The sequence below is a fragment of the Actinopolymorpha sp. NPDC004070 genome, from assembly GCF_040610475.1.
In the GTDB taxonomy this organism is placed as follows: domain Bacteria; phylum Actinomycetota; class Actinomycetes; order Propionibacteriales; family Actinopolymorphaceae; genus Actinopolymorpha.
The window spans coordinates 19,912-31,738 of the sequence record NZ_JBEXMJ010000014.1 but is presented as its reverse complement, the minus strand read 5'-3'; the positions used below and the strand labels follow the sequence as shown (position 1 = coordinate 31,738).

Genomic DNA, 11,827 nt, shown 5'->3' with positions numbered 1-11,827 from the left:
GCGCAGCAGATCCGGTGCGGCATCGGAACCGATCTTGCTGGTGCAGTCGAGATTCGCGCGCCGAGGCGGCGATAGCAAGTCTTCTTTAGGTAAAGGCCTTGTGAAATTACTGGCCGTTTCCGCCCTGAGGGGCACTGTGGGCCGGTCCCGGTCGTGATGCTGGTGACCACAGCCAGGCGGCCGGCGTTCAACCCTGTCCGGGTACGCCGCGAAGGAGTGAGGACCCTTGCAGGTAAGCGACCCCGCGACACCGGCCCTGCTGCGTCGTATCAACGCGCGCACGGTGCTGGACACCCTGCGCGCCCTGCACACTCCGCACGAGGAGCCCGACCTGAGCGTCGCCGAGGTCGCCACCCGGACCGAGCTGTCCCGCCCCACCGTCGACGCGGCGATGGCCGACCTGGTGCGGCTGGGTGCGGTGGTGGAGGAGACCGGTCCCGCGTCCGCGCCCACCCGGCCGCGACGGGGACGGCCCGCCCGGCGGTTCCGGTTCCGCGCGGCTGCCGGTCACCTGCTCGGCGTGGACGTGGCCGAGGAGTCCGTGCACGCGGTGGTCGCGGACCTGGCCGGCGACCTGGTGGCCGAGCGCACCCGCAGGGTCGACCGCGCCGCCGGTCGCCGGCTCCGGCTGCGGGTGGTCCGGGCGACCGTGCGCGCGGCGCTGTCCGCGCCGGGGGTGTGCGCCGGTGACGTACTGACCGCGGTAGTGGGCACGCCTGGCACGGTGGACGCAGAGGCCGGCCGGGTGCGCTTCTGCACGGCGCTGCCGGAGTGGTCCGACCTGGACCTCGCGGCGTCGCTGCGGTCGGCGTTCGGGTTCCCGGTCCTGGTGGAGAACGACGCCAACCTGGCCGCGGTCGGCGAGGCGTGGCGGGGAGCGGCCGTGGGCTGCCGAGACATCGCATTCCTGCTGCTGGGACCTCGTACGGGCGCGGGGTTCGTGGTCGACGGGCGCCTGCTGCGTGGCCACGGCGGCGGGGCCGGCGAGCTCGGCTTCCTCGACCTGTGGGAGGAGTCGCGTACGGCCCGCGGCGACGTCGCCCGGGTCAGCGCGGAGCTGGTCGCGGAGTTCGTCGGCTGGGGGAGCCGCAGGCCCAGCCGGGACAGCCTGCGCCGGCCCGAGGACCGGGAGAGGCTGTCCTGGGGCGTGGAGACCAGGCCGCTGATCGAGGCGGCGTCCGGCGGGTCGGGCGAGGCCCGCGCCGCGCTGGAACGTTTCCTGGCCGGCGCGGGTTACGGCCTGGTGACGGTGGCCTTGCTGGTGAGCCCGGAGCTCGTCGTCGTCGGCGGCGGCACCGCGGCCGACGAGGTGCTGGTCGACCCGCTGCGCCGGATCACCCACCAGCTGCTGCGAGGCCGGATCGCCACCCCGCCTCGGGTGGTGGCGTCGACCCTCGGCGAGCGCGCGGTGGTGCTCGGCGCGGTCCGCCGCGGGCTGGACGACGTGGAGCCCCGACTCCTCGACTGGTTCGAGGACCGCGCGACGGTCACCGAGAAGGCGGCGCCTCGCCCAGGTGCCGCGCGACCGCGTCGGTGAACTCCGTCGTACCGGCCGTTCCGCCGAGGTCGGGCGTACGCACGCCGGCGGCGAGCACCGCCTCGAACGCCCCGATCACCTCCGCGGCGGCGGCCGGCTCACCGAGGTGGTCGAGCATCATGGCACCGGCCCACAGCTGGCCGACCGGGTTGGCGACGCCCTTGCCGGCGATGTCCGGCGCCGACCCGTGCACCGGCTCGAACATCGACGGGTGGTCGCGTTCGGGATTGAGGTTGGCGCTCGGCGCGACCCCGATCGACCCGGCGATCGCGCCCGCGAGGTCGGAGAGGATGTCGCCGAAGAGGTTGGACGCGACGATGACGTCGAAGGCCGTCGGCGCCAGCACCAGCTTCGCCGCCATCGCGTCCACCAGGATCTTCTCCAGCCGTACGCCGGGACGGCCGGCCAGCGTCTGCTCCACCACCTCGTCCCAGAACGGCATGGTGTGCACGATGCCGTTGGACTTGGTGACGGAGGTGACCAGGCCACGCCGCCCGGCGGCGAGTTCGGCCGCGAACGCCGCCACCCGGGTGATGCCCGCGCGGGTGAACACCGCCTCCTGGATCGCCGCCTCGGCCGGCTCGCCGCGGTAGATCCGCCCGCCCACCTCGGAGTACTCGCCCTCGACGTTCTCCCGCACGATCACCAGGTCCATGGTGTCCGCGCCGCGCACCGGGCTGGGCACGCCGGGCAGCGTACGCACCGGCCGCAGGTTGACGTACTGGCCGAACCTGCGCCGGATCGGGATCAGCAAGCCCCACAGGGTTTCGGTGTCGGGGATGTCCGGCGCGCCGACCGCGCCGAGGAAGATGGCGTCGTGCGCGTGCAGCCGGTCCAGTCCGTCGGGCGGCATCATCGCGCCGTACCGGCGGTAGTGGTCCGAGCCCCAGTCGTACTCCGTCCAGGCCAACCCGAAGCCGTGCCGGGCGGCGGCGAGGTCCAGGCACCGGATCGCAGCCGGCACCACCTCCCGGCCGATGCCGTCACCGGCGACGACGGCGACGTCGTGGGTGCGTGGTTTCGTAATCCCGTTGTGCCTGTCGGTGGTGGCCGTTACGGTCCTCGGCGTGTTCGCACTCATCGGGTATGCCTACCAGGTCGCCCGCCGCAACACCCTCCTGACGCTCGGCCTGGCCGTCTCCTCCTCCGTTCTCGGCGTCCTGCTCACCTACCTCGTCGGGCAGGTCGTCGGCGCGGTGCCCGACGTCGTCGCGGACCGGTCGCGCGCGATGTCCCTTGCCGGCTTCGGTTTTCTGCTCGCCGCGATGCTGGTGGTGTTCGTCGCGCAGAGCACGCTTCCCGCGTTCACCCAGGTGACGCAGTGGAACCTCTCCAACCGGGTCTCGCGTGACATCGGCGTCCGCGTCGTCGACCCTCTCCTCGCGCCACGCCGGATCCACCACCTCGAGGACCCGAAGGTGCAGGACGAACAGGAACGCGCGAAGGGCAAGGAGGGCTACCAGGTCAGCAACGGCCTGCACACCCTGCCCGGGCTGGTGTCCAGCCGGCTCACGCTGCTGGGCTCGGCCGCTCTGGTCGGCCGGACGTTCTCCTGGCCGATGGCGGTCGTGCTGGCCGCTGTCACCTTCCTCATGGAGTGGGACCGCCGCCGGGTGGTCGAGCGCGAGATCGACACCTGGTGGGGACTCACCGAGGGGCAGCGCCGCACGTGGTACCTCTTCGACCTCGGCATGAAGGACGCGCCGAAGGAGCTGCGGGTGTTCGGTCTCGACCGCTGGCTGGTCGGACGCCACCTGCGGGAGTGGTTGGACGCGATGCGGCCGGTGTGGGCGGCCCGCCGCAAGGGCGCCGTGGCGGCGGGAGGCGCGGCACTGGTGCACCTGGCCGCGCACGCGGTCGCGGTGGTGCTGGTGGCCCGGGCGGCGCTGGCCGGTGACCTGCCGCTGACCCAGGTGGCCACCGCGGTCCCCGCGATCCTCGCCGTCGGCATGTCGTACAACGGTTTCGCGGCGGTGCAGGTGCGGCGGGCGCAGACCGCCCTTCGCGCGCTGCGTGAGCTGCCGGGCTACATCGCCGAGCACCACCCGGAGCAGACGGCCGGGCGGCCGGAAGGACGGGCCGGCCGCACATCGGACGTCGCCGCGATGCCGCGGGAGTGCGTCCGGTTCGAGAACGTCAGCTTCCGATACCCCGGTGCGGCGGAGGGTGCGGAGGTGCTGTCCGGTCTCGACCTGGAGATCCGGGCCGGGGAGGCGCTGGCCCTGGTCGGGGTCAACGGCGCCGGAAAGTCCACGCTGGTCAAGCTGCTGGCCGGCGTCTACCAGCCCACGTCCGGCCGGATCACCGTCGATGGCGTCGACCTGCGCGACCTCGACCTGGCCCGGTGGCAGCGGCGGATCGCCGCCATTGTGCAGGACTTCCTGCGGTTCCCGCTGTCGGCCACCGACAACGTCGTCCTCGGCGCGGTCGAGCACGCCGGACCGCCCGGTGCGTCCCCGGCGGTCGACCCCGGGGACGCGGTCGGCCGGGTGGCCGCCGAGGCCGGGATCACCGACGTCGTGGCCCGGCTGCCCGCGGGCTGGAACACCGTGCTGGACAAGACCTACACCGGCGGCGTCGACCTGTCCGGCGGGGAGTGGCAGCGGGTCGCGCTGGCACGCGCGTTGTTCGCGGTGGACGCCGGCGCCGGGGTGCTCGTGCTCGACGAGCCGGCCGCCGCACTCGACGTGCGCGCCGAGGCCGAACTGGTCGAGCGCTACCTCGACCTGACCTCGGGGCTCACCTCGCTGATCATCTCCCACCGGTTCTCCGTCGTCCGGGACGCGCACCGGATCTGCGTGCTGGAGAACGGCCGGATCGTCGAGTCGGGCACGCACGAGGAGCTGCTGGCCACCGGCGGGCGGTACGCCGACATGTTCACGTTGCAGGCCGAGCGGTACGCCGTGGCCGAGGTGGAAGGGAAGGCCTGAGGCTCGTGAACGACGGCACCGTGAACGACGGCACAGTGAACGACAGGAAGGAAGCGGAGCGCTCGCTGCCGATGCCCGAGGCGGTGCGGGCCCTGCGCCTGTGGATGGTCACCGCGTTCCGGGCGGCTCCGCTGCTGGTCGTCGTCCAGTGCCTGCTCTCGATCCTGCAGGCGGTGACCGCGCCGGCCCAGACGTACGGCGTGAAACTGCTCGTCGACGGGCTGACCGGGCGGGACACGGCCACCATCGCCGTGGGCACCGCCGTCATCCTCGCCGGGTTCGCGGTGAACTTCCTCGGGACGGTCGTCTCCATCCCGATCCAGGACACCACGGCCGAACGCGTCGCCGGCCGGGTCTATCGCGACCTGCTCGACGTCACCGTGTCGATCCCGAGCATCACCCACCACGAGGACCCGAAGGTCGCCGACCGGCTGGAGCTGATCCGCGAGCAGGCGTGGCGGCTCGGCATGAGCTTCGAGATGCTGTTGTTCGCCATCGGGATCGGCGCCAACACGATCGCGGTCCTCGGCCTGCTCGGCTCGGTGCACCCGGCGCTGCTGCTGCTTCCGCTGCTCGGCCTGGGCCGGGTGTGGTCGTCGTACCGCAACATCCGCCGGGTGCAGGACGCCGTCGAGGAGGTCGCGCCCCGCCACCGGATGATCGACCGGCTGATCGAGATCTCCAAGGACGCCCGCAACGGCCTGGAGGTCCGGGTGTTCGGCCTGCGCCCGGTGCTGGTCGACCGGCTCGCCCGGCTGCACGACGAGGTGTTCGACATCCAGGCCTTGGCGTTGCGCAAGGGCGCCCTGCTCGACGGTGCGGTGCGGGCCGGCTTCGGCCTGGTCTACGCCGCCGCGATCGTATGGGTGCTGTCACGGGCGCGTTCGGGCCAGGTCAGCGCCGGCGACGTCGTACTCCTCATCCTGGTCGCGCCGCAGGTGGACCAGCTCGCAGGCGGCCTGGCCGGCAACGTCTACTGGCTGGGGGAGGTCCTGCGCAGCTTCGGCCGCTACGACTGGCTGAAGGAGTACGCCGCGCGCAACTCCTGGGCGGGCAGCCGCACTCCCGTCCCGCCCCGGCTGACCGAGGGGATCAGCTTCCGCGGCGTCGGCTTCCGTTACCCCGGGTCGGAGCAGGCCACCCTGCACGACGTGGATCTGGATCTGCCGGCCGGCTCGACCGTCGCGCTGGTGGGGGAGAACGGCGCCGGGAAGACCACGTTGGTGAAGCTGCTGGCCAGGCTGTACGACCCGACGACGGGATCGATCCGCGTCGACGGCACCGACCTGCGCGACCTCGACCCGGCGGGGTGGCGGACCCGGATCTCGGCCGGCTTCCAGGACTTCGTGAAGTTCCAGTTCACCGCCCGGGAAGTGGTGGGCATCGGCGACACCGACCGGATGGACGACGAGCAGGCGGTGGCGGCGGCGATCCGCCGCGGCGACGCCGAGGCGGTGGTGGAGAAGCTTCCGCGCGGGCTGGACACCCAGCTGGGCAGGAAGTTCTCCGACGGCGTTGATCTGTCCGGCGGGCAGTGGCAGCGGCTCGCCCTGGCGCGGGCGTTCATGCGCGGGCGCACGCTGGTGCTGCTGCTGGACGAGCCCACCGCCGCGCTCGACCCCGAGGCCGAGCACGTGCTGTTCGAGCGCTTCGCGCAGGCGTCCCGGCTGGCGGCCGCGGAGACCGGCGGGGTGACCATCCTGGTGTCCCACCGGTTCTCCACCGTCCGGATGGCCGACCTGATCGTGGTGATGGCCGACGGGCGGGTCGCCGAGGTCGGCTCGCACGAAGAACTGGTGGCCCTGGGCGGCCGTTACGCCGAGCTGTTCCAGATGCAGGCCCGTGCCTACCGCTGACCTGGGGGCGAGCTACCGTCTGGGGCATGTCGACACACTTTGACGTGGTGGTGCTGGGTTCGGGTCCGGGCGGCTACACGGCGGCGGTACGAGCCGCACAACTCGGTCAGAAGACCGCGGTCGTGGAGGAGAAGTTCTGGGGCGGTGTCTGCCTCAACATCGGGTGCATCCCGTCCAAGGCGCTGCTGCGCAACGCCGAACTGGCCAACCTCGTCACCCGGGAGGCCAAGGCCTTCGGCATCGAGACCGACGGTGAGGTACGAGTCGACTACGGTGCGGCGTACACCCGCAGCCGGAAGGTCGCCGACGGCCGGGTCAAGGGCGTCCACTACCTCATGAAGAAGAACGCGATCACCGAGTACGACGGCCGCGGCACCTTCACCGACGCCAACACCATCCGGGTCGACAAGTCCGACGGCGGCACCGAGACGATCACGTTCGACAACTGCATCATCGCCGTCGGGGCGGAGACCCGGCTGCTCCCCGGCACCTCCCTCAGCGACCGGGTGGTGACCTACGAGGGGCAGATCCTCAGCGAGGAGCTCCCGGGCAGCATCATCATCGCCGGCGCGGGTGCGATCGGGGTGGAGTTCGCGTACGTCCTGAACGCCTACGGCGTGAAGGTGACCATCGTGGAGTTCCTCGACCGGGTGGTCCCCACCGAGGACGCCGAGGTGTCCGCGGAGCTCAACCGCCGCTTCCGCAAGCTCGGCATCGACATCCTCACCTCGACCCGGGTGGAGTCGATCGACGAGAGCGGCGACCAGGTGGAGGTGCTGGTCACCCGCGACGGGGAGAAGCAGACCCTGAAGGCCGACAAGGTGTTGCAGGCGATCGGCTTCGCGCCCCGGGTCGAGGGCTACGGCCTGGACGCCACCGGCGTCGAGCTGACCGACCGCGGTGCCATCGCCGTCGACCGGCGCGGCCGCACCAGCGTCCCGCACATCTTCGCCATCGGCGACGTGACCGCCCAGCTGATGCTCGCCCACGCCGCGGAGGCGATGGGCATCGTCGCGGCGGAGACGATCGGCGACGCCGAGACGCAGGAACTCGAGTTCGTGATGATCCCACGGGCCACCTACTGCCAGCCGCAGATCGCGAGCTTCGGACTGACCGAGGAGCAGGCGCGCGCGGCCGGTCACGACGTCAAGGTGGCGAAGTTCCCGTTCACCGCCAACGGCAAGGCGCACGGGCTCGGCGACCCCGGCGGCTTCGTGAAGATTCTCAGCGACAACAAGTACGGCGAACTGCTCGGCGCCCACATCATCGGGCCGGACGCCAGCGAGCTGCTGCCCGAGCTCACTCTCGCCCAGCAGTGGGACCTCACCGTCAACGAGATCGCCCGCAACGTGCACGCCCACCCGACGCTCGGCGAGGCCGTCAAGGAGGCGATCCACGGGCTCGCGGGTCACATGATCAACATGTGACCGGCGGCCGGCCGGTCATCGGTCGAGCCGCCGTCGTTCGGCGACGGTCGCGGCGGCGCCTGCTCCCACGAGGTCGGCGGGCCGCGGCCTACCGGGCGCGGCGCCGGGGCGGTGCTCCCTCGTCCACGTCGGCCGGCTGACCCTCCACCGGCGCGTACTCCGGCTCCTGTGGGGCGACGGTCTCCTGCTGGGCCTCGCTGTCCGGTGCCGGCGGTGGAGGAGGCGGAGGGTTAAGGGCACGCCGGAGCCGGCCGGCGGCGGGTTCGACGTACCGCGCGGTGAGCGGCCCGGCGATCACCAGCAGCAGGACGTACGCCGTGGCCAGCGGGCCGAGCTCGGGCCGCAGACCGGCGGTGACCCCGAGTCCGGCGATGACGATGGAGAACTCGCCCCGGGCGACCAGGGCGCCGCCGGCCCGCCACCGACCGCGTTCACCGATGCCGGCCCGCCGCGCCGCCCAGTAGCCGGTCGCGATCTTGGTGAACACCGTGACGATCGCCAGCAGCAGGGCGGGGACGAGGACCGGCGGGATGCTCGCCGGATCGGTGTTCAGCCCGAAGAACACGAAGAACACCGCGGCGAACAGGTCACGCAGTGGGCTGAGCAGCGTGTGCGCGCCCTCGGCCACCTCACCGGACAGCGCGATGCCGACCAGGAACGCGCCGACCGCCGCGGACACCTGCAGCTGCTGGGCGATCCCCGCGACCAGCAGGGTCAGCCCGAACACCACCAGCAGCAGCTTCTCCGGGTCGTCACTGGAGACGAACTGGGAGATTCGCCGGCCGTAGCGCAGCGCGACGAACAGGACCGCCCCGGCGGCACCGAGCGCGATCACCAGCGTGATGCTGCCGGTGACCAGCCCGGCCCCGGCCAGGACCGCGGTGAGGATCGGCAGGTAGACCGCCATCGAGAGGTCCTCGAGGACCAGCACGCTCAGGATCACCGGTGTCTCGCGGTTTCCGACCCGGCCGAGGTCGCCCAGCACCTTGGCGATCACGCCGGAGGAGGAGATCCAGGTGACGCCCGCGAGCACGACCGCCGCGACCGGACCCCAGCCGAGCAGCAACGCGGCCAGCGCACCGGGCACCGCGTTCAGCGTGAAGTCGACGATGCCGGCCGGGAACTGCGTCTTGAGGTTGGTCACCAGGTCGGCGGCGGTGTATTCCAGCCCCAGCATCAGCAACAGCAGGATGACGCCGATCTCGGCCCCGACGGACACGAACTCCTCGCTGGCGTCCAGTGGCAGCAGCCCGCCGTGGCCGAACGCCAGCCCGGCCAGCAGGTAGAGAGGGATGGGGGACAGGCCGTAGCGGCCGGCGAACCGGCCGAGCAGACCCAACCCCAAGATGACGGCGCCCAGCTCGATCAGCAGGAGAGTCGAGTGCACCGCGTCACTCCTGCTCGAGGATCGCCGCGGCCGCGTCCACCCCCTCCCGGGTGCCGATCACGATGAGGGTGTCACCCCCGGCCAGCCGGAAGTCGGGGCGAGGGGACGGGATCGCGTCCGTACGCCGGAGCACCGCGACGATCGACGCCCCGGTCTCCGTGCGCATCCGGGTCTCGCCGAGCAGCCGGCCGTTCCAGAACGAGGTGGCCGACAGTGGGATCCGGTCCGCGACCAGGCCGAGGTCGGTGTTGTGCAGCAGGCTCGGGCTCTTGTGCGTGGGCAGCAGCGCCTCGGCCAGGGTGGCCGCCTCCGGCCCGGTGAGCTGCAGGGAGAGCGCGCACGCGTCCGGGTCGTCACCGCGGTAGGCGGAAAGCGTCCGGGCGCCGTCGCGGTGCGCCACCACCGACAGGTGCCGGTCGTCGCGGGTCGTGAGGTCGTACTGGACCCCGATCCCGGGCAGTGGTGTGGAGCTCATCCGTGGGCCGGGCATCGGGGTTCCCTCTCCGCTCTCGTGTTCGCCGAACCTGCTCGGTCCACCCGGGGTACGGGTGGACCGGCACCGATCCTCTCACTCACCCGATCGTTCGCCCACGGGGTCGGAGATCGGGCCGGCGACCGGTCGGCGACCGGTGGTGGCCGCCCGACTGTCCAGGAGTACCGACCGGCACTAGCGTCGAACGATGAGCACCGCACGCGAATCCGAGACCCCGAACCCGCGGCCCGAATCCGGCCGAACCGGGCCCATCGCCTGGACGCGCCGCGGCGGCCGGGCGGAGATCCTCTTCCTGCACGGCTTCAGCGACTCCGGTGCCTGCTGGGACCCGGTGGTGTCCGCGCTCGGCCCGGACTGGAGCGTCCTCGCCACCGACGCCCGCGGCCACGGTGAGTCCGGACTGCCGGAGGAACCCTTCGGTCACACCGCGCATGCCCGCGACGCTGCCGCCGTCCTGGACGACCAGCCCGACCTCGACCCCGACGGCGTCCTCGTGGTCGGGCACTCGATGGGAGCGGTGACCGCCGCCGCGCTGGCCGGGCTGCGACCGGACCTGGTGCGCGCGGTGGTGCTGGAGGACCCGCCGCCGGGAGAACGCGACGGCACACCCGGTGCCAAGTCGCCGACGCCTCCCGCGCCGCCGCGACCGGGGCCGCCGCGGCAGATGCCGGAGTGGCTGCGGGCCGTCCGCGCACTCGACCCGGCGGCCCGGATCGCCCGCGGCCGCGCCGACAACCCGGGGTGGTCGGAGGAGGAGCTGGTCCCCTGGGCGAAATCCAAGGAGCAGTTCGATCCGCGAGTGTTCGAGCGGCCGAGCGAGCCGTTCGTGCCGCTGCGCGAGCTGCTGGCGAAGGTGACCTGTCCGGTACTGCTGATCCACGGCGACGTCGACCGGGGCGCGCTGCTGCAGCCGGCGGTCGCGGCCGCGTGCGCGATGGCGGCCGGCGGGGACGTGGAGGTCGCCAGGATCGACGGCGCCGGCCATTCGGTACGCAGGGACCGGCCCGGACCCTATGTCGACGTTCTCGAGGACTTCCTGCGCCGGCACCGCGGCTGACGCAGGCGGGCCTGCCTCATGGGGTGTGGGCGAGGCTCTCCCGGGCGGCGTTGGCGAGCTCGTCGCAGCGTTCGTTCTCGGGGTGGCCGCTGTGCCCCTTGATCCAGTGGAAGCGGACGTCGTGGGGCGCGACCAACTCGTCCAGCCGCTGCCACAGGTCGAGATTCTCCACCGGCTTGTTGTCGGCCTTGCGCCAGCCGCGGGCCTTCCAGCGCGGCATCCAGTCGCGCAGACCGCGCAGGACGTACTGCGAGTCCGAGGTCAGGTCGACCACCGACGGTCGCCGGAGTGCGGCCAGCCCCTCGATCACCGCCTGCAGTTCCATCCGCTGGTTGGTCGCCATCGGCACGGCACCCGAGCGCTCCTGGGTCTTGCCGCTGGCCGGATGCCGCAGCAGGTACGCCCAGCCGCCGGGTCCGGGGTTGGGCCGGCACGACCCGTCGGTGAACAGCTCGACGTGCGAGGGTGCGGGTGCGGCCACAACAGCGAGACTAGCCGCCGGCCGGAGGGGTAAGGGAACAGGTCGACGATGCCGCGGTGAGGTCACGGGGGACACGGCGGGGTACGGGAGGGCAGATGGCGGGCGCCGGGACAAGTCGGCTGCCGGCGAAGCGTCCGGCCACGCTGGCGGCCGGACCGTACGGCCATCCGGTCCATCCGGCGCTGGTCACGATCCCGATCGGATGCTGGGTGGCGAGCTTCGTCTTCGACGTGGTCTCGAGGTTCTCCAGCATGCCGGTGCTGTTCGCCGAGGGCTCGCACTGGCTGATCGGGATCGGTCTGGTCGGCGCGGTGGTCGCCGCGGCCGTCGGGCTGCTCGACTTCCTGGTCATCCCGGGCCGGACCCGTGTCTACCGCCTCGCGGTCCTGCACATGTCGCTCAACCTCGTGGTGATCGTCCTCTACATCGTGAACTTCTTCATCCGGGGCAACCCGCTCGGCCCGGTGGGGTGGGGACAGCTGATCCTCTCCGCGGTCGGGCTCTCCCTGCTGGGCGGCTCGGGCTACCTCGGCGGCGAACTCGCCTACCGCTACGGCGTCCGGGTCGCGGCCGAATCCACCCAGGCGTCCGGTTTCGCGACGGGCGGTTCGGGCGATGAGTCGCCGAAGCGCGACCAGGAGAAGGGCGAATAGGAAAGG

General features: G+C 72.2%; 10 protein-coding genes. 6 read left to right on the top strand and 4 right to left on the bottom strand.

Going from position 1 to position 11,827, the window contains the following annotated elements; genetic code table 11:
* The first annotated feature begins 226 nt into the window (after positions 1-226).
* A complete protein-coding gene (locus ABZV93_RS23600; RefSeq protein WP_354939708.1) occupies positions 227-1,537 on the top strand; it encodes an ROK family protein in 1,311 nt (436 codons plus the stop codon).
* Here ABZV93_RS23600 and ABZV93_RS23595 read toward each other — a convergent pair.
* Entirely contained in the window at positions 1,488-2,618 is a 1,131-nt protein-coding gene (locus ABZV93_RS23595; RefSeq protein ID WP_354939706.1) for a tartrate dehydrogenase, read from the bottom strand. The two genes, ABZV93_RS23600 and ABZV93_RS23595, sit on opposite strands and share 50 nt — an antisense overlap.
* Between ABZV93_RS23595 and ABZV93_RS23590 the strand changes: the two genes are divergently transcribed.
* The 3 genes from ABZV93_RS23590 to lpdA are packed head-to-tail and all read left to right on the top strand — an operon-like array spanning position 2,605 to position 7,750.
* The gene (locus tag ABZV93_RS23590) at positions 2,605-4,467 is read left to right on the top strand and encodes an ABC transporter ATP-binding protein (RefSeq protein WP_354939704.1); all 1,863 of its coding nucleotides are present in this window, start codon (positions 2,605-2,607) and stop codon (positions 4,465-4,467) included. The genes ABZV93_RS23595 and ABZV93_RS23590 overlap by 14 nt on opposite strands.
* A gap of 5 nt (positions 4,468-4,472) precedes the next feature.
* Positions 4,473-6,323, top strand: coding sequence for an ABC transporter ATP-binding protein (locus ABZV93_RS23585; RefSeq protein ID WP_354939702.1), 1,851 nt, complete (start codon positions 4,473-4,475; stop codon positions 6,321-6,323).
* A gap of 26 nt (positions 6,324-6,349) precedes the next feature.
* Entirely contained in the window at positions 6,350-7,750 is a 1,401-nt protein-coding gene (gene lpdA, locus ABZV93_RS23580; RefSeq protein ID WP_354939700.1) for a dihydrolipoyl dehydrogenase, read from the top strand.
* A gap of 88 nt (positions 7,751-7,838) precedes the next feature.
* Here lpdA and ABZV93_RS23575 read toward each other — a convergent pair whose 3' ends face one another.
* Both ABZV93_RS23575 and ABZV93_RS23570 read right to left on the bottom strand, forming a co-directional pair.
* A complete protein-coding gene (locus ABZV93_RS23575) occupies positions 7,839-9,137 on the bottom strand; it encodes a cation:proton antiporter (protein ID WP_354939698.1) in 1,299 nt (432 codons plus the stop codon).
* Between the two features lie 4 nt (positions 9,138-9,141).
* Positions 9,142-9,627 carry a TrkA C-terminal domain-containing protein gene (locus ABZV93_RS23570; protein WP_354939696.1) on the bottom strand — a complete coding sequence of 162 codons (486 nt, stop codon included), beginning with the start codon at positions 9,625-9,627 and terminating at the stop codon, positions 9,142-9,144.
* Positions 9,628-9,817: 190 nt separating this feature from the next.
* Here ABZV93_RS23570 and ABZV93_RS23565 point away from each other — a divergent pair, with 190 nt between their 5' ends.
* The gene (locus ABZV93_RS23565; protein ID WP_354939694.1) at positions 9,818-10,687 is read left to right on the top strand and encodes an alpha/beta hydrolase; all 870 of its coding nucleotides are present in this window, start codon (positions 9,818-9,820) and stop codon (positions 10,685-10,687) included.
* Between the two features lie 16 nt (positions 10,688-10,703).
* Here the strand turns inward: ABZV93_RS23565 and rnhA are convergent, their stop codons facing one another.
* Entirely contained in the window at positions 10,704-11,168 is a 465-nt protein-coding gene (gene rnhA / locus ABZV93_RS23560) for a ribonuclease HI (RefSeq protein WP_354939692.1), read from the bottom strand.
* A 95-nt stretch (positions 11,169-11,263) separates the two neighbouring features.
* On the opposite strand from rnhA, the gene ABZV93_RS23555 reads away from it, so the two are divergent.
* Positions 11,264-11,821 (top strand): DUF2231 domain-containing protein, encoded by a 558-nt coding sequence (locus ABZV93_RS23555; protein ID WP_354939690.1) that lies wholly within the window; start codon positions 11,264-11,266, stop codon positions 11,819-11,821.
* Positions 11,822-11,827 lie beyond the last annotated feature (6 nt).